Origin of the sequence: Ruegeria sp., from assembly GCF_965221235.1 — a bacterium.
Classification (GTDB): Bacteria; Pseudomonadota; Alphaproteobacteria; order Rhodobacterales; family Rhodobacteraceae; genus Ruegeria.
Genome location: NZ_CBDCRS010000004.1, coordinates 1,787,959 through 1,804,256 on the forward strand (window position 1 = coordinate 1,787,959; position 16,298 = coordinate 1,804,256).

General features: G+C 56.4%; 17 protein-coding genes, 1 tRNA gene and 1 riboswitch. Of the genes, 8 read left to right on the forward strand and 10 right to left on the reverse strand.

Annotated features, from left to right (window positions below; all coding sequences use genetic code 11):
• Window positions 1-63 precede the first annotated feature (63 nt).
• Entirely contained in the window at window positions 64-504 is a 441-nt protein-coding gene (locus ACOQOY_RS11985) for a 6,7-dimethyl-8-ribityllumazine synthase (protein ID WP_420585645.1), read from the reverse strand.
• A 71-nt stretch (window positions 505-575) separates the two neighbouring features.
• A riboswitch (FMN riboswitch) is annotated at window positions 576-725 on the reverse strand.
• 54 nt (window positions 726-779) lie between these two features.
• On the opposite strand from ACOQOY_RS11985, the gene ACOQOY_RS11990 reads away from it, so the two are divergent.
• Both ACOQOY_RS11990 and ACOQOY_RS11995 read left to right on the forward strand, forming a co-directional pair.
• Window positions 780-1,409, forward strand: coding sequence for an FMN-binding negative transcriptional regulator (locus ACOQOY_RS11990; RefSeq protein ID WP_420585646.1), 630 nt, complete (start codon window positions 780-782; stop codon window positions 1,407-1,409).
• A 55-nt stretch (window positions 1,410-1,464) separates the two neighbouring features.
• Window positions 1,465-2,073 (forward strand): glutathione S-transferase, encoded by a 609-nt coding sequence (locus ACOQOY_RS11995; RefSeq protein WP_420585647.1) that lies wholly within the window; start codon window positions 1,465-1,467, stop codon window positions 2,071-2,073.
• A 42-nt stretch (window positions 2,074-2,115) separates the two neighbouring features.
• Here ACOQOY_RS11995 and ACOQOY_RS12000 read toward each other — a convergent pair whose 3' ends face one another.
• A complete protein-coding gene (locus ACOQOY_RS12000) occupies window positions 2,116-2,562 on the reverse strand; it encodes a c-type cytochrome (RefSeq protein WP_420585648.1) in 447 nt (148 codons plus the stop codon).
• Window positions 2,563-3,039: 477 nt separating this feature from the next.
• Between ACOQOY_RS12000 and petA the strand changes: the two genes are divergently transcribed.
• From petA to ACOQOY_RS12020, 4 genes are all read left to right on the forward strand, one after another.
• Window positions 3,040-3,624 (forward strand): ubiquinol-cytochrome c reductase iron-sulfur subunit, encoded by a 585-nt coding sequence (gene petA / locus ACOQOY_RS12005; protein ID WP_420585649.1) that lies wholly within the window; start codon window positions 3,040-3,042, stop codon window positions 3,622-3,624.
• A gap of 14 nt (window positions 3,625-3,638) precedes the next feature.
• Window positions 3,639-4,970, forward strand: coding sequence for a cytochrome b (gene petB, locus ACOQOY_RS12010; RefSeq protein WP_420585650.1), 1,332 nt, complete (start codon window positions 3,639-3,641; stop codon window positions 4,968-4,970).
• A gap of 17 nt (window positions 4,971-4,987) precedes the next feature.
• On the forward strand, window positions 4,988-5,773 hold the full coding sequence (locus tag ACOQOY_RS12015) for a cytochrome c1 (RefSeq protein ID WP_420585651.1): 786 nt from the start codon (window positions 4,988-4,990) through the stop codon (window positions 5,771-5,773).
• A gap of 144 nt (window positions 5,774-5,917) precedes the next feature.
• A complete protein-coding gene (locus ACOQOY_RS12020; protein ID WP_420585652.1) occupies window positions 5,918-6,331 on the forward strand; it encodes a nuclear transport factor 2 family protein in 414 nt (137 codons plus the stop codon).
• Window positions 6,332-6,342: 11 nt separating this feature from the next.
• On the opposite strand, the gene mtaB is transcribed toward ACOQOY_RS12020, so the two are convergent.
• On the reverse strand, window positions 6,343-7,599 hold the full coding sequence (gene mtaB, locus ACOQOY_RS12025) for a tRNA (N(6)-L-threonylcarbamoyladenosine(37)-C(2))-methylthiotransferase MtaB (RefSeq protein ID WP_420585653.1): 1,257 nt from the start codon (window positions 7,597-7,599) through the stop codon (window positions 6,343-6,345).
• Entirely contained in the window at window positions 7,596-8,438 is an 843-nt protein-coding gene (gene dapF / locus ACOQOY_RS12030; protein WP_420587241.1) for a diaminopimelate epimerase, read from the reverse strand. The genes mtaB and dapF overlap by 4 nt, the downstream gene beginning before the upstream one ends.
• Window positions 8,439-8,648: 210 nt before the next feature.
• On the opposite strand from dapF, the gene ACOQOY_RS12035 reads away from it, so the two are divergent.
• A tRNA-Lys gene (locus tag ACOQOY_RS12035) sits at window positions 8,649-8,724 on the forward strand.
• A gap of 474 nt (window positions 8,725-9,198) precedes the next feature.
• Here ACOQOY_RS12035 and ACOQOY_RS12040 read toward each other — a convergent pair.
• Window positions 9,199-9,372: a helix-turn-helix domain-containing protein gene (locus ACOQOY_RS12040; RefSeq protein WP_254429689.1), complete on the reverse strand. Its 174-nt coding sequence runs from the start codon at window positions 9,370-9,372 to the stop codon at window positions 9,199-9,201.
• Window positions 9,373-9,539: 167 nt separating this feature from the next.
• Between ACOQOY_RS12040 and ACOQOY_RS12045 the strand changes: the two genes are divergently transcribed.
• Window positions 9,540-10,349: a hypothetical protein gene (locus ACOQOY_RS12045; protein ID WP_420585654.1), complete on the forward strand. Its 810-nt coding sequence runs from the start codon at window positions 9,540-9,542 to the stop codon at window positions 10,347-10,349.
• Here the strand turns inward: ACOQOY_RS12045 and ACOQOY_RS12050 are convergent.
• The 5 genes from ACOQOY_RS12050 to ACOQOY_RS12070 all read right to left on the reverse strand — a co-directional run bounded on the left by ACOQOY_RS12050 (window position 10,301) and on the right by ACOQOY_RS12070 (window position 16,293).
• On the reverse strand, window positions 10,301-10,687 hold the full coding sequence (locus ACOQOY_RS12050) for a transposase (RefSeq protein WP_420585655.1): 387 nt from the start codon (window positions 10,685-10,687) through the stop codon (window positions 10,301-10,303). The genes ACOQOY_RS12045 and ACOQOY_RS12050 overlap by 49 nt on opposite strands.
• Before the next feature lie 142 nt (window positions 10,688-10,829).
• Window positions 10,830-13,172, reverse strand: a complete 2,343-nt coding sequence (locus ACOQOY_RS12055) for a DUF5906 domain-containing protein (protein ID WP_420585656.1) — start codon at window positions 13,170-13,172, stop codon at window positions 10,830-10,832.
• 108 nt (window positions 13,173-13,280) lie between these two features.
• The gene (locus tag ACOQOY_RS12060) at window positions 13,281-13,526 is read right to left on the reverse strand and encodes a helix-turn-helix transcriptional regulator (protein ID WP_170411291.1); all 246 of its coding nucleotides are present in this window, start codon (window positions 13,524-13,526) and stop codon (window positions 13,281-13,283) included.
• A 180-nt stretch (window positions 13,527-13,706) separates the two neighbouring features.
• A complete protein-coding gene (locus tag ACOQOY_RS12065; RefSeq protein ID WP_420585657.1) occupies window positions 13,707-14,918 on the reverse strand; it encodes a tyrosine-type recombinase/integrase in 1,212 nt (403 codons plus the stop codon).
• 364 nt (window positions 14,919-15,282) lie between these two features.
• A complete protein-coding gene (locus tag ACOQOY_RS12070; RefSeq protein WP_420585658.1) occupies window positions 15,283-16,293 on the reverse strand; it encodes a LacI family DNA-binding transcriptional regulator in 1,011 nt (336 codons plus the stop codon).
• Window positions 16,294-16,298 lie beyond the last annotated feature (5 nt).

Genomic DNA, 16,298 nt, shown 5'->3' on the forward strand with positions numbered 1-16,298 from the left:
GCTGTCCCCTCTCGAGCCTGCGGCTCAATTCACCCCTGCCGTATTTGGAACAAGAAGAAGCGATCAGGCTGCGCTTGCGATTTTCGTGCGGGTCTGGGTGATGCTGAGCGCGGCGTTGGCAGCCTCGCGGCCCTTTTGCACGAAATGCTCGCGGTAGATGGCGTTGTGATGGTCGGTTTCCTGATACTGGTGCGGGGTCAGCGAGACCGACAGGACCGGAACGCCGGTATCCAGCCCGGCACGCATCAGGCCGTCGACCACGGCTTGAGCGACGAAATCGTGCCGGTAAATTCCACCATCCACCACTAAGGCGGCACAGGTGACGGCGGCGTATTGGCCGGTTTGGGCCAGATCACGCGCCACAAGCGGCATTTCAAATGCGCCGGGGACGTCGAAGACATCAACCTGTTCCGCGGGGATGAGTTCAAGGAACCCGTCCAGTGCGCGGTCGACGATATCGGAATGCCAGTTGGCTTTGATGAAAGCATAGCGGGTGTGTGTCATTTGGACCTCCTGAGTTACTGACACGTCACCCAAGGCGATCACGGGCAAGCGTGCCGTATCACCGGCACGTTGCACGTTCTCTTTCATCCGGACTGTAACCGTCGGCTCTGGCCTCTCACCAAATCTGCTGACACCCCAGATCATCTGAGGCCGCTCGCGGGCTTACGGGTCATTGCCCGCATACCGCCGGTGGGGAATTTCGCCCCGCCCTGAGAACGACACGGTCCTTGCATAGAACGGGCCTTCTCTGCAAGAGATTTGGCAGGAGGACCGCAATGCACCCGAACCCCGCCTTTCGTGCCGAGGACCGCGCCCGCAACATCGCCTTTGCGCACGACCGGGGATTTGGGGTTCTGGCCCTGTCGACGGATGCTGCGCCGTTGATCAGTCACGTGCCGTTCCTGCTGTCTGAGGATGGGGCGGTTGCTGAACTGCATCTGGTGCGGTCGAACCCGATTGTTCGGGTTTTGAAGCAGCCTTGTGTCGCCCGGATCGCGGTATCGGGACCGGATAGCTATGTCTCGCCCGATTGGTACGGAGTCGCCGATCAAGTGCCAACGTGGAACTATGTGGCCGTGCATCTGACCGGAGTGCTTGAGCTGCGTCCGCAGAAAGAGTTGCTGGGCCTTTTGGATCGGCAATCAGAGTTCTATGAGGCCCGGTTGCTGCCCAAACCGCCCTGGGTCACCAGCAAGATGGGCGAGGACGCTCTGGCCCGGATGATGCGGATGATCGTACCGTGTCGGATGCGCGTGGACGATATTCAGGGCACGTGGAAGCTGAACCAGAACAAGCCGGATGACGTCCGGCTACGGGCGGCGGATCAGATTGCCGAGTATGGCATTGGGGTGGAACTTGCGGACTTGCAGGTGTTGATGCGTGCGGTCGGGGACACCGGGAATTGACGGGTTTTGTTTCAAACTTCGTGCTGTAAGGTCGGCGCAAACAGGGAGATTGCGAATGAAGCTCTATCACAGTCCGACGTCGCCATACGTGCGTAAAGTCATGGTCCTGCTGCACGAAACCGAGCAGTTGCAGGATGTTGAGTTGGAAACGGTTGCCAGCACCCCGGTGTCGCCTGCCGCGCCGTTGCTGAGCAAGGCGCCATTGACCAAGGTTCCGGCGTTGGAGCGGTCGGACGGCCCGACGCTATTCGACAGCCGGGTGATTTGCGCTTTTCTGGATGCACGTGCGAAGGCTGGGATGTATCCCGAAGGGTCCGCGCGCTGGGATGTGCTGACGCTCGAGGCGCTGGCTGACGGCATTCTGGATGCCGCCTTGCTGATGACTTATGAGGCCCGACTGCGCCCCGAAGACAAGCAATGGGATGACTGGGTCGAGGCGCAATGGGTCAAGATCGACCGGGCCTGCGCCGTACTAAATCAGCGGTGGATGGCGCATCTGTCTGGTCCTTTGGATATGGGGCAGATCGCCGTGGGATGTGCGCTGGGCTATCTGGACCTGCGCCATGATGCGCGGGGTTGGCGCAAGGGGAACGATGCGCTGGCGGCGTGGTATGCCGAATTCAGCGCGCGGCCGAGCATGGTCGAAACCCGCCCGCCGAGCTAAGAAAACAGCCCTGCGCTGTGATTGGTGCAGGGCGTTGTTTCACTACTGCGCGGTAAATGTTGCAAGATAGGCGGCGATGTCCTCGGCACCTTTCTTCAGCTTGACGCTCATGTTCGGGCGGGCTGTTTTGTCGTCCAGAAACTCTTGAATGTAGACGATCGGATTCTGAGAATAGGCAGCGATGTTTTCCTCGGTCCAGATCAGCCCTTCCTCACCTGCGCGGATCATGTCGTCGGTGAACATCCCGACGGGCAAACGCTCGCTGCCATAGCGATAGTCATTCTCAGACCCGGCCACCCGACCGACGACTCCGTAAAGATTCGGACCGGTGATGCCACCTTTGACCAAAACTTCTCCGTCTTTGATGATCGCGTGGCAGGAAGAGCATCGGTTATAGAGTTTTTCGCCTTTGGCCGGGTCACCGGCAGCCGTGGCCTGAGAGGCAAGTGCCAGAACAAGGGTCAATGTAGGGGCAATGAGCTTTGACATGGAAAACGTCCTGCTAAGGTTTGGGTTTTCCCGGCGCTTCTCGGATTCCCGTTAAAGGTGCAATCGGAATCCGGCGTTCGTAAGTCCATAAAAAATATCTATTTTCGACGCAGTTTTTATACGGTCACACATTTTGAGAAAGTGGAAAATTCGGTGTCAAAATCGGGTCAGAATTATGCTCGTTTGCTGCTCCTCTCCGGTTGGCGATTTTGTCCTCAACCGCTGGATTGGCCGCCGCGAATCACGTTGGTTGCGAATTTGGGTGAATGGCGTATTTCCCCACCTAAACCGGGCCATACCTTGAAAAATCTGCCCTCAGTAGTGACATGAATGCCCAGATGCGGCGTAGTGCGCGCCTATGACCGCTGGACGAACCGATTTCTCCCGGCTAGATAGCCGCGATGAGACGCCGCTTTGATGCGGTGCTGATGCATGTTTGCCCGGTATCCTCCGGGCGCCGGAATCGGAGAAAACCTCGTGTCCCACGCAGAAGACAACGAAGGCACCCGCAGAGATTTCCTCTACTACGTCGCTGGCGGCGCAGGTGTCGTTGCGACGGGTGCAGCCGTATGGCCCCTGATCAACCAAATGAATCCCTCGGCAGACGTTCAGGCGCTGTCCTCGATCCGCGTGGATGTGAGCGGCGTTGAGCCGGGGACACAGCTGACCGTGAAATGGTTGGGCAAGCCCGTGTTCATCCGTCACCGCACCGGTGCTGAGATCCAGAAGGCGCAAGAGCAGGACGCCGAAGGTGTTGGCGCGCTGCCCGACCCGCTGGCGCGGAACTTCAACCAGCCGGCGGATGCGCCTGCAACCGACGCCAACCGCGTGATGCCGTCGCCCGAAGGCGAGGCTGCCGGTGCATGGCTGGTTCAGATGGGCGTTTGCACCCACCTGGGCTGTGTGCCTCTGGGTGATGCGGGTGACTTTGGCGGTTGGTTCTGCCCCTGCCACGGCTCGCACTACGATCTGGCTGGCCGTATCCGCAAAGGTCCCGCCCCGGAAAACCTGCCCGTTCCGCCTGCGGAATGGACTGACAACACCACCATCAGACTCGGCTAAGGGAGACCCAACGCATGTCCGGAATTCCCCACGATCATTACGAGCCGAAGACGAACGGCGAAAAGTGGCTGAACAGCCGCCTGCCCATCGTCGGCCTGCTGTATGACACCCTGATGATTCCCACCCCTAAGAACCTGAACTGGTGGTGGATCTGGGGCATCGTCCTGGCGTTCTGCCTGGCGCTGCAAATCGTCACCGGTATCGTTCTGGTGATGCACTACACCCCGCATGTCGATCTGGCGTTTGCCAGCATCGAGCACATCATGCGCAACGTGAATGGCGGCTATATGCTGCGGTATCTGCACATGAACGGCGCGTCGCTGTTCTTTGTTGCGGTCTACATCCACATCTTCCGTGGTCTGTTCTACGGCTCGTACAAAGCCCCGCGTGAGATCACGTGGATCATCGGGATGCTGATCTATCTGATGATGATGGGCACCGCCTTCATGGGCTATGTTCTGCCCTGGGGTCAGATGTCCTTCTGGGGTGCGACCGTGATCACCGGCCTGTTTGGCGCGATCCCGTTTGTGGGTGAGGCGATCCAGACCTGGCTGCTGGGCGGACCCGCCGTGGACAACGCCACGCTGAACCGCTTCTTCTCGCTGCACTACCTGCTGCCGTTCGTTATCGCGGCGCTGGTCATCGTGCATATCTGGGCCTTCCACACCACCGGCAACAACAACCCCACAGGTGTTGAAGTACGTCGTGGTTCGAAAGCCGAGGCCGAGAAAGACACGCTGCCGTTCTGGCCTTACTTCGTGATCAAGGACCTGTTCGCGCTGGCCGTGATCCTGGTCGTGTTCTGGGCGGTTGTCGGCTTCATGCCGAACTATCTGGGGCACCCGGACAACTACATCGAAGCCAACCCGTTGGTTACGCCGGCACACATCGTTCCCGAATGGTACTTCCTGCCGTTCTACGCGATCCTGCGTGCCTTCACCGGCGAGGTCTGGGTCGTTCAGTTCGCCAGCTTCATCACTGGCGGTATCATCGACGCCAAGTTCTTTGGTGTGATCGCGATGTTCGGTGCGATCCTGGCGATGGCGCTGGCGCCTTGGCTGGACACCTCGACCGTGCGTTCGGGTAAGTATCGTCCGATGTTCAAATGGTGGTTCTACCTGCTGGTCATCGACTTCTTTGCCCTGATGTGGCTGGGTGCGATGCCCGCGGAAGAGCCCTATGCGACCTTCTCGCTGATCGCGTCCGCCTACTGGTTCGCTTATTTCTTCGTGATCCTGCCGATCCTCGGTGTGGTCGAGAAACCTCTGGCGCAGCCCGAGACCATCGAAGAAGACTTCAACGCGCATTATGGCAAGGCTGACGCCGACGCCACGCCGGCCGAGTAAGAAGAGGGACCGGAATCATGTTCAAGAAACTTGCAATCGGTGCCGCGTTTGCTCTGGCCCTTGCTCCTGCTGCGTCCTTCGCAGCAGGTGGCGGTGAGCAGCACATCGAAGACTTCGACTTTTCGTTCGAGGGGCCGTTCGGCACCTGGGATCAGAACCAGCTGCAACGCGGTCTTCAGATCTATACCGAGGTCTGCGCGGCCTGCCACGGCCTGCAATATGTGCCTCTGCGTGATCTCGAAGCGCTGGGCTATTCGGAAGAAGAAGTCATTGCCTATGCGGCAGGCAACTTCGAAGTGTTCGATCCCGAGCTGGATGATTTCCGCCCGGCGATCCCAACCGATCACTTCCCGGCCAATAACGGCGTTGGCGCACCTGACCTGAGCCTGATGGCAAAGGCCCGTGCGGGCTTCCACGGCCCTTACGGTCTGGGTATCAACCAGCTGTTCAAGGGTATGGGTGGCGCGGAATACATCGCCTCGCTGCTGGATGGCTATACCGGTGAGGAAAAGACCGAAGCGGGCGCGACCCTGTACGAGAACAAAGCCTTCCCCGGAGGCTGGATCTCGATGGCGCCGCCGATGTCGGACGATCAGGTGGAATTCGCTGATGGCCACCCGGCAACTGTCGAAGCCATGTCTGAGGACATCGCCGCGTTTCTGATGTGGACAGCCGAGCCGAAGCTGATGGAGCGCAAATACTCGGGCTTTGTCGGCGTCATCTTCCTGTCGCTGCTGTCGGTGCTGCTGTACCTTGTCAACAAGCGCCTGTGGGCAGGCGTTAAGGGCAAAAAGACCGCCTGATCAGACACTCCAAAGAGTTACGAAAGGCCCGGCGCGCAACGCCGGGCCTTTTTTGTTTGCGACCGTCCCGGTGTTATACTCGATTTGCCCCTCATTGTTCTGGGGCAACGCATTTTCAACGGAATTCATTTGGGAGGGCGGGTCATGGACACGCAAAGCAATGTCGAAAAGATGCGCAAGGCGTTCGCCGAGTGGAACGACTGCAAGGCGTCTGACGTCGGAATGTGGGAGAAATACACAACCGAGGACCTGTGCATGCGCTCGCTGGGCCGGGGTCAGTATGGGCTGGAATTCAGCTGCTCGCGCGATGGGCGGGCCGAGATGCAGGAATACCTCGAGGACCTGACCCGTGCATTTGAGATGCAGCATTGGACGCTGAAGGACACTATCGCTCAGGATGATCGGGTTGTCGGTATCGGTACATGTGCCTGGACGCATAAAGACACCGGCAAGACGGTAGAGACGCCCATCGTGATCATTTGCCGTTTTCGCGACGGGCTGGTTTGCGAATATGAAGAATACTATGACACTGCCGCTGTGGCAGCTGTTGTCAGCTAGTTGGGGCTGCCTCAGACAACCAACTGTGTCTTGCTGCAACCCAGCACTTTTGCTGTCACGATCTGCCCCTCGGTTTGCGGCGTGTCAAACGTGACTTCGGTGAATTGCTCGGTACGGCCCATATGCGGGTTCTCCATCAGGATGTGATGGGTTTTGCCGATCTGGGCGGTCAGGTGTTTGGCGACCTGAGCCTCACCAGCCGCACGCAGACGAGCAGCGCGGTCCTTGATGATGTTGCCATTGATCTGCTGCGGTATCCGTGCCGCAGGGGTGCCTTCGCGCTTGGAATAGGGGAAGACATGCAGCCAGGTCAGGTCGCAGTCGGTGACCAGTTTCAGCGAGTTTTCGAAATGCGCCTCGGACTCGGTGGGAAAGCCCGCGATGATGTCGGCGCCAAAGGTCATCTCGGGGCGCAGTCTGCGGGCCTCTTCGGTGAAACGGATGGCGTCATCGCGCAGATGGCGGCGTTTCATCCGCTTCAGGATCAGGTCGTCGCCGTGCTGCAGCGACAGGTGCAGATGGGGCATCAGGCGCGGTTCGGTCGCAATGGCCTGCATCAGGTTTTCATCAACCTCGATGGAATCAATCGAGCTGATCCGCAGGCGCGGCAGGTCAGGAACCAGTTTCAGGATTCGCATCACCAGATCGCCCAGCTTGGGCTGCGCAGGCAGGTCGGCACCCCACGAGGTCAGGTCCACGCCGGTCAGTACGACCTCGTTATAGCCTCGATCCACCAGCCGCTTGATCTGGTCCACCACGACGCCCGCAGGGACGCTGCGCGAGTTGCCGCGGCCATAAGGGATGATGCAGAAGGTACAGCGATGATCACAGCCATTTTGAACCTGCACATAGGCCCGTGACCGCGTGCCAAAACCGTCGATCAGGTGACCGGCGGTTTCAGTGACAGACATGATATCATCGACCTGAACCGCCTCAGTCTCGCCAATGAAATCCGCCGCCATGCCTTTCCAGGTCTCAGGCTGCATCTTCTCGGTATTGCCGATGACAGCATCGACCTCTTCCATCCGGGAAAAGGTCTCAGGCTCGGTCTGTGCAGCACAACCGGTCACGATCAGCCGCGCGTCCGGATTTTCCCGGCGCAGTTTGCGGATCTCTTGCCGCGCCTTGCGCACTGCTTCGGCTGTAACCGCGCAAGTATTCACCACCACGGCGTCGGTCAGACCCGCCTGCTGCGACAGTTCCTTCATCGCCTCAGTCTCATAGGCGTTCAGGCGGCAGCCCAGAGTGGTGAATTTCGGCGCGCTCATCCCTGCGACCTCAGGAATTCCGGCGTCAACGTGCCTGAGAACACATGGCAGGTCGGTCCGGTCATCCAGACCCCATCCTCGCGCCAGTCGATCCAGATGGTGCCGCCGTCCAGATCAATCTGCACCTTGCGTCCTGTAAGCCCTCGACGGGCCGCAGCTAAGGCAGTTGCGCAAGAGGACGAGCCCGAGGCCAAAGTAATCCCAACACCGCGCTCCCAGACTCGCATACGGATGTGATCCGGTCCGATAACCTGCGCCACCTGCACATTGGTGCGTTCGGGGTAGAGCGGGTGATATTCGTACCGCGCGCCAAATTCAGTCAGGGGGATCGCTTCGGCATCTTCGACAAAAAAGGTGCAATGCGGGTTGCCCATCCCGGTGGCGGTCGGCGCGCCTTCGATTGGCAGTTCCAGCGTGTCGACCTCTTCGGCCAGCGGAATCTCGTCCCAGTTCAACTGCGGTTGACCCATATTGACAGAGGTCAGGCCATCCCCGGCATCCCGCGCGTACAAGGTACCGCGCCCGGTGGTCAGGGTCAGATCGGTTTTCCCGGTTTCTTCCATCAGGAACCGCGCAATACAGCGTGTGGCATTGCCACAGGCGGCCGAAGTCGACCCGTCGGCGTTATAGAACACCAGATGCGCATCCGAGTCGCCGTTTTCGATGACGGCCAACTGGTCGAAGCCGACGCCAAACTGGCGATGGGCGATTCCCTGTGCCAGAGCGGGCGAAATCTCAACAGATCGCGCGCGCGCATCCACAATGACAAAGTCATTGCCCAGCCCGTGCATCTTCATGAAGGGCAAACCAGAGGTCAGTATTCGCTGCATGGCGGGCATATAACCCTGCGCTGCAAAGGAATCCACCCTGCGGTGAAGATTCCTGAAAAAAGGGGTTGACCCCCCCGCGCCACCTGCCTAATTAGGCCGCCTATCGGGACGCCGGAAACAAGTTAAGTGACGGTGAAACGAGGCGCAAATTAGGGCTTGAACCCATCCGGGAAAATGCCTTAGAGAGCGCCACGGATCGGCAAGATCCAACAAAAGAGTGGGCCGTTAGCTCAGTTGGTAGAGCAACTGACTTTTAATCAGTGGGTCGCAGGTTCGAATCCTGCACGGCTCACCACTTTAACCGATTGATCGGAAACGAAAAACCGCTGGGCGATGGCTCGGCGGTTTTCGGTTTTTTGCAACAAATTTGCAACGTCTATATTGAACTCATTCAATCCCTTAAGGCTTCCGCACTTTGTCGCGCCGGACTTGTTCGCAGTCATAACATGTGTCGTCACCGGGTATCCTACGCTCTCCATGACATTTTCGACATGGACGGTCAGTAGCAACATAATAGGCTTCTCCTCGCGCCCACGCTTCCGCTCTCGCCGGGTAAGGAGATGGAACACCTAGATCACCGCGATTGTAGGCATGCCATACAGCAACATTGGACACACCAAGCAGCTCAGCAATTTTCACACATTCTTGGGATTGGCTAAGATGCTTTTTCTCGCGATATAGGTTTCTCGAAAGTTCAAGCGCTCGGGGAAACTCTCTCAAATCGACCAGAGTTTTTCGTCTGTTGATCGCCACGCCTGTTAATCCTTGATCAGTCTAGCAAAGCGCCGACCTTGACACCCAGTGCTTTCGCCAACTTGTCCACGACGGTAATCGTGGGATTTCGGGCTCCGCGCTCAAGATCGCTGATATAAGTCCTGTGCAAGCCAGCTTCATGCGCAAATTCTTCCTGCGACCAGCCTTTCGACTGGCGCAGTCTGCGCATGTTTAAGCTTAACCGAGCACGAATGTCCATGCGGCAGTCAGGCCGCAAATGTCGGCAATCAGTCTACAGACGATCAGTGACAATTTTCTTGACTGACGGCAACTTAGATGTCTACCTAATGTCACTTATCGTCGACATGATGGGCTTTGATCTTGAACTTTGTCTCTATGTCTTTGGTTGCAGAGCTAGCAGATCAAATTGAGAAAACTGAACTCGAGATTCCAGTCTTGGCGGGCGAGTATCGCTATGCCTCTCTTCCGCTTTGTGTAATTGACGCAGTTTTCTCAATCAGTGCTCGCTACACCAGCACGCAAAAAACCGTGGAACGGTTCTGCCAATTTTCTGGTTGGACGCTCTTTTCTGACACTCGTGAGGGGCGAGGTTTCGGTGAACACGGAGTCAAAGAGTTCGTTTCAATTTGTGAGCAAACCGGCCCCGAAAAAATGGCCATATCTGTCTATGAAAACCGTCAACGAACTTCATCCCGGTCAGGCATATTGAAAGCCGAGGCAGTTTTTTTGTTTTGTCGCGCTTTGGAATACGCTGGGATTAATGGCTTCACGGACTTGAGCCTAGAACGCAGGGAGTTTGCTGAGGCCATAATCTTGGGACTACCAGGGCAATCCAGTGGAATCGCTTTCGATTACTTTATGATGCTCGCTGGCGATGATGATCTGGGAAAGCCAGATCGGCGGGTTCAAAAATTCATTGGCGAGGCCTTGAGATTGCAAGGCACACCTCAACCTCGCCAAACGTCTACCCCAACTGCCAAACGGCGCGTCCATGGTCAGCCGTTCTCCTTGAGGTGCCCAGCCACGGAGCCGGGTGAGGTTCGTCTTTACCGCCGTTTCGTCGATGAACACCACGCGGTCCGGCATTCGGGCGATGGCTGGCGAACGATAAGCAGACCAATCGTCGCGCTGTCGTCTTACCTTGGCGCGACGGCGTTCGGTGGCCACCAGCGACTTTTTTTGTGAGTGAAGCCAAGGCGCTTCAACAATCCGGCAATGGCCGAATGATGAACAGTGATCCCCACAGCATCGGCAAGCGCATCGCGCAACTCGAAAAGGGTAATGTCGGGGTCTTGAGCTAACAACTCGCGGAAGAACCCGACATGCGGTGCCAACTTTCCGCTGCCCGGTGGACGCCCCATCGGGGCAATTTGGGCCGCGCCAGACGCGTGTATCTGGCGTCTCCAACGCGCACCGGTCGCGGCGGACACCTGAAGACGGCGCGACGCCTCCCTCCCTGACAGCCCTTCTTCGATCAAGCGCGCAAAACGATCTCGTAGTTCCTTTGGCAACGGTGCTGGCATATTCCTGATCCTCCCAAAAAGGGTGAATCACAAATCAAACCTCAGGGGAACCCTGCCGATTCAAACTTTGCTCGAAAAGCTTTATCAAAAAGTTAAGCGGCGCACAAAGAACACATAGCATTCATGTGCGCCGATTGATGGCTTAAAACGGTGTTTCGTCTCGCACCCACCTTTGCGCCAGATACTTTTCAACCGCATCAGGATCACCACCATTGGGATCGGTGTCGTACCCAGGGTTAGGCGGCTGGTAGACGCGCCACTCGCCATCTTCTGGGTAGGTGTTACCTGTTTTGCGGGCGACCAACCGACGAAATTCACACAACGGAGGCAATACCACACCCGGCCTATCGGTCGAATAAACCGGCGTCACTGTCAGGATACCATTGCTATCGGTTCCACGATGTACAGTCTCAATCCACGTGCAGTTGCGGCCAGCAGTTTGTGCGCCGAACTTGTCGCGCATTTGGTTGGAAAATTTCCTTGGATGGTCTTTTCGCGACGCTCCTCGTGCATAGCACTCCCTCGCAAGTGTTGCGGTTGATACCTTGCCTGCGCCGCTGAGGTCATCTGGCAAAACGCCGGTTTCAGCGATCTCGTCCATCAAAGCCAACAGCGGATCAGAAGCGACCTTGTCACGCGATTTAGCTTCGGTGACGTGTCCATAGCGGATTAAGTCGTGGTCGACTTCAAACTGCAAAAGGTAGTCGAGAACAACACCTGGGTTGTCGTCAATCAGCCGGTAATATGGCTCCCACCACGCTATTGCTTCCTTTGAGTGACTATCAAACCGCGTGGGTACCTCGATTACAGTCCAACGGCGGTCGTCATGGTCGATGTGAACAGCTTGATCGTCATTAGTTGTCGCAATGATGCGGTGGACATTCTTGCCATCAAACTGAGCCAAATACTTCTGTTCATACGACCACGTATCTGAGGTAATGAACGATTTCGCAATTGCCGCCTGTCGCGACGACCCGGCAAACAAAGATTCTTCACACAACACAAATGTTGATCCGAACAGACCACGATTGAAGCGCGCAAACATGCGATCAGATTCCGCTATTTGCTGCGCGTGTGCAGGGCCAACGAGTTTTCGTATCGCGCGCCCAAGAAACGATTTACCAGCTCCTTGTCCACCTCGTAGCGCAAGCGCGCTGCCGGGATGATGCGACCATGGCCGTTGTACGCCGTCAGCTAGGTAGGTCATTACCCATTGCGCCAAAGCCGCGTCGCCTGAGCATAGTAGATCTTGGATGTATTCCTCCCAAAGCTCTGAATTGCCATTTTGAGGTTGGCACGCCCAGCCCTTAAACACATTGAAGCCGGGGCCGTTATAGTCTGGTGGTTCAACAACAATGCCGCGATACTCGGCTCGATCGATGTCATGCAACCAGAGTTTTGATATCGGCGTGCGATGTTTGCCCAGCATGACCATTTGGGGTGCGGTGGCATCAAGAAACGCGTTCTTGGCGTAACATTCGCCCTCTTCACGGTTCAGGAACTCCACCTGCCCGTTGACACGCATTACAGCCCATTCGCGATTGAACTTTTCAACCAGCCGATAGTGGAGTGGTGTTGGCGTGCCTTTTTCGCGTCTTTTCGCGGAGCGCAGCAGGTTCACGATTTCTGCTTCGGGTAGTGCGCCATCAACGAACAGTTCGTGGAAACCAGTGTCGCCATTTAGCCTTCGAATTTCCGCATCCATTTCCGTATCAGGCCAGCCGCGCGCCTGCATCGACATAGCGACCCTCATTAATAGATCGTTTCGTCCAGCTGGATTGTCAGGCACCTTGTAGCCGATTTCCGAAGTGTCGAATGCTGGTGTAGCATTAACGATATCGGTTACGATCTGTGTAGGTGTTCGACAGTGTTTATCGATGTGATCGAGCAACATTGACGTGCTGATCTCGTCGAGAGCACCTTTCATACTCTCATGATCTATCAACCAAGCGAACTCGCGTTTCTGGCCGTTGACTGGCAACCAGACTGCCGTTGGTTCATTGTCAGGCGCCACCACCGTTTGCGTTTCCTTTGGAAACACTTCGGTCTTCTGTTGCACGTTCTTTGGCAATCGTTTGCGTAGCGCGACTAGATACCGATGCATCAATTTCGCGGGCACGGGTTCGTCCACGAACACAACAATGTGCAAACCGCGCGACTTTGTTCTGAAAGCGGCAGAGCGTGCATGTATACGTTCACGGAGGGCGAAAACGTCGTCTTCGGGCATATCGTAGCAATCAACATCGAGCACGCCCCAGGTGCACGTGCTATCAACACGCACGGGAGCAACGCCAACGGGCTTTTCACCGGCGATGTGACGTGCAACCAATTGGGTGGTCAGCGGGCCCGACACCGTTTGCGTTTTACCATTCACTTTGCCTTTGTCGTTGGCGGCCAATTCGCCACCCATTTCAATGTGCCGTTTTTCATATCCGTCAAATAGGCGGAGCATAATACCGGCGGATTCGTTTAGATGTTTGTCCATTCCATTTTCAGGTTGGACCCGCATCACAAGTTCAGAGTTGCCGCGTGCTCGATTATAAGCGAGTTATCCAACGTACTTGCGGCATCACTGATCATGTGGGGCGGGTCGTTAAACCTGCCCCACTTCTTTCTGTTTCGCCCAAGCCATCACCGCATCACGGTCATACCGCACAGTGCGTTCTGACCAGTAGATTGCGGGAGGTGTATCACCAGCCTTCTTCCATTCGTAGAACTGGCGTTCTGAGATATGGAGGAATTCGCACACCTGCCGGGGTGTCATCAGTTGTGGGAGGTTAAGCCGTATTTCCAGCTCTTTAATGCGCCGTTCGAGCGCGCGTAGTTCGGACGTAGCCATAATCGACGGTTTCCTTCTGTCCAATCATGAACAGACAGAGGCCTCCGTTGATACTCGCTGGTTCGGCTCATCACCTAGGGCCGCTTCCAGCGCGGCGCTCCCTAGGCTAGTCTCACGCCCACCATAACGGTGCGCGGCGTCTCACGACGCGGCATTAGGCGCGTATCGAACATGGTGCGCTTAGTCGCTGAGTTCAAGTTCGAAATCAGGTGTTTGCTTTATGCGTAGCAAAATTACGTTCTCAATGTCGGCCACCAAATCCTCAATGGCGAGGTCTTCTTGATAATGCATCGCCATGTCGTCGTCGGTATCTTTGGATGTTATGTCACCCCGGAGAAATGCGACCGCATATGATGGAATTCGCGCGGGACCACATGCCGACGTAAAATGGTGACGTGCATCATGTTGGCGTAAGACCGGTGCACCCTCCATGATAGGCTCGCCGTTTTTGTCGGTGCGTCCGCTGTCTCGTATAATGGCCGGATGCCTGAGGGCGTCGAGATGATCTAAGTAACCCGTTTGGGACGACGCCGGGAACACTTGCTCAGAGCCACCGCCTCGGATCGACAAGAGTGCGCGAACCACTGTTTCGCAAATCGGTAGAGTCCGGTCTTCGCCATTTTTTAGTTTCGGTAGGCGAATGGTTTTGCGTTGTAGGTCCACCTGATCCCAACGTAGCGAGCGGACATCATCTGCGCGGATGCCGGTGAAAAGCAATACGACCCAAGCGATCCGGCGCAGTGGGTTTTTTACAGCCATGATTGCTTCCCACATGGGCGACCAATCTCGTCTGTCGATGTTTTCATCAGAGTCGCATAAGACTTTCCAAAAGGTGTCTCGTGACCCCACCTGTTTCAGCTTGATCTTACCGCGCTGGATTGGTGTCGGAATATCGAGCATTGAATAGGCGTTGTTGATTCCGGCTTTGACATGGTGCCGAGTCGAGACCGATGGAATCGCGTTTAAACAACGGCGGACATCCAAAAGCGAAACCTGCGTTGGGCTCTTGTCGAGTATGTCTGACGCATACCGTTCCAGCTTCCGCTCCATGTCGGTCAGGTGTTTTTCCGACGCCCGCTCGTTCGCTAGCGCATCGGCAACATACTCGCGCCAAGCGTCGCTCACCTTGCGGATAGCGGCGGTTGTTTCATTGCCATGGTGGGCCGTTTCCTTTGACGCCTGCTTGAGCGCCTGCGCCGCCGTCATGATCGGGAATACACCGAGTTTGACTGACTTGGTTTTGCCGTTAACCCGCGCCTTGAGATACCAAGTTGAGCGCCGTTTACCGACATTGAGATATAGGCCGGGGAAGGCATCGCCCTTGTGCCGATACATGCCGGGAGCGGCTTTCAGAAGCTGAGAATCTCGACGAAAATCAATTGCTGTGGTCATCTGTCTGGTCCAAATTTTGCAACGTTTTTTGCAACAGACCATTTCACTAAGACGCATTTCGGCGCACTGTCAACCGACTGATGTTCGTTGCAAAAAGATGATAACCAATTGTTTTAGATGATAAACTGCACCAAAGCGCACCAACCGTATAAATCCAGTGAGGTGTCTTTTAATCAGTGGGTCGCAGGTTCGAATCCTGCACGGCTCACCACTTTTTTCAAAGAGTTGGCAAGAATAGGCAAGATTTTCTCAAGCCTTGGTTTACTACAAAGAATCCACTCAGCACCCAAGTTGACTAAGCAAAACCGTCCCCGGCTTCATGGTTTGGTTGCGATTTTCTGACGTCCACTATGCGCCGCTTGTTTCAACGTCGTTTGGTGGACTTTCTGGCCACCAGGTGTGTGGCCAGCTCTTCGGGTTCAGGCGCTTTGTGGGCTGTGATCCAGTGCGCCAACGCATCCGCTGCGCGATCACCCATTTCAGAAACGGGTAAATGCACACTTGTCAGTGGCGGAACGGACACGGACGACGTGGGAAGGTCATCCACCCCCACCATAGAGATCTGGTCCGGGACGGCGATTTTCTGCGCCTGAAGGCCAAGTAAAACCCCTAGGGCGACGACATCAGACAGGCAAAGAATTGCGTCTGGTTTGGTGCTCAGGTCACCAAGGCGTTTTGCAACATCCGCACCACCCTGATGGCTGATCTCGGTTTCGAATGTCGAAAGCCTTCCGTCATAGGGAAAGGCTTTGAGGCCGGCAAGGCGTTCTCGGGTGCGGTCATTGTCGTGAACAGGGCCATGCACGACAGCGATGTCCCGATGGCCGAGGTCAGCAAGGTGCTTTAGGGCAAGTTGCGCCGCGGCTGCGTTGTTGTATCCGATGGTTGGCAGCGGGTTATCCGGATCAAAGAAAGACGTGATGATTGTTGGCAACATTGTGCGTTCGATCAGTTCGTGAAACGCCGGGCTGTGTGTCGCTCCGGTGATGATCAGGCCCTCTGCGCCGATATCCAGCAGGCTTTTGGCTTTCTCGGCTTCGATATCCAGATTTGCTTCGGTAGTCGCAACCACCAGAGATAATTTGTGGTCTGAAAGCCTGCGTTCGAGTGCTGCTAGAAAACGCGCGAAGATCGCATTGTCGAGAGTCGGGACAAGGGCGCCAACAAAACGGGTGCGACCAGAGTTGATCGCGCGGGCTGCCGCGCTTGGGACGAACTTTAGATCCGCAATGGCGGCCTGAACTTTCTCGAGCGTGTCCTTTTTGACAACCGCCGGTTCGTTCAACACCCGCGAGACGGTGGCAACGGATACGCCGGCAGCATTTGCTACATCTCTGAGGTTTGCGCGTTTTTTAGGCTCTGGGGCTTTTTCCATGCTGA

Coding starts and splice junctions, on each gene's coding strand:
- petB (WP_420585650.1), top strand. CDS start 3,639: ATGTCCGGAATTCCCCACGATCATTACGAGCCGAAGACGAACGGCGAA.
- ACOQOY_RS11985 (WP_420585645.1), bottom strand. CDS start 504: ATGACACACACCCGCTATGCTTTCATCAAAGCCAACTGGCATTCCGAT.
- ACOQOY_RS11990 (WP_420585646.1), top strand. CDS start 780: ATGCACCCGAACCCCGCCTTTCGTGCCGAGGACCGCGCCCGCAACATC.
- ACOQOY_RS12015 (WP_420585651.1), top strand. CDS start 4,988: ATGTTCAAGAAACTTGCAATCGGTGCCGCGTTTGCTCTGGCCCTTGCT.
- ACOQOY_RS12045 (WP_420585654.1), top strand. CDS start 9,540: ATGTCTTTGGTTGCAGAGCTAGCAGATCAAATTGAGAAAACTGAACTC.
- ACOQOY_RS12070 (WP_420585658.1), bottom strand. CDS start 16,293: ATGGAAAAAGCCCCAGAGCCTAAAAAACGCGCAAACCTCAGAGATGTA.
- ACOQOY_RS12060 (WP_170411291.1), bottom strand. CDS start 13,526: ATGGCTACGTCCGAACTACGCGCGCTCGAACGGCGCATTAAAGAGCTG.
- ACOQOY_RS12065 (WP_420585657.1), bottom strand. CDS start 14,918: ATGACCACAGCAATTGATTTTCGTCGAGATTCTCAGCTTCTGAAAGCC.
- dapF (WP_420587241.1), bottom strand. CDS start 8,438: ATGCCCGCCATGCAGCGAATACTGACCTCTGGTTTGCCCTTCATGAAG.
- ACOQOY_RS11995 (WP_420585647.1), top strand. CDS start 1,465: ATGAAGCTCTATCACAGTCCGACGTCGCCATACGTGCGTAAAGTCATG.
- ACOQOY_RS12020 (WP_420585652.1), top strand. CDS start 5,918: ATGGACACGCAAAGCAATGTCGAAAAGATGCGCAAGGCGTTCGCCGAG.
- ACOQOY_RS12055 (WP_420585656.1), bottom strand. CDS start 13,172: ATGGACAAACATCTAAACGAATCCGCCGGTATTATGCTCCGCCTATTT.
- ACOQOY_RS12000 (WP_420585648.1), bottom strand. CDS start 2,562: ATGTCAAAGCTCATTGCCCCTACATTGACCCTTGTTCTGGCACTTGCC.
- ACOQOY_RS12040 (WP_254429689.1), bottom strand. CDS start 9,372: ATGCGCAGACTGCGCCAGTCGAAAGGCTGGTCGCAGGAAGAATTTGCG.
- mtaB (WP_420585653.1), bottom strand. CDS start 7,599: ATGAGCGCGCCGAAATTCACCACTCTGGGCTGCCGCCTGAACGCCTAT.
- ACOQOY_RS12050 (WP_420585655.1), bottom strand. CDS start 10,687: ATGCCAGCACCGTTGCCAAAGGAACTACGAGATCGTTTTGCGCGCTTG.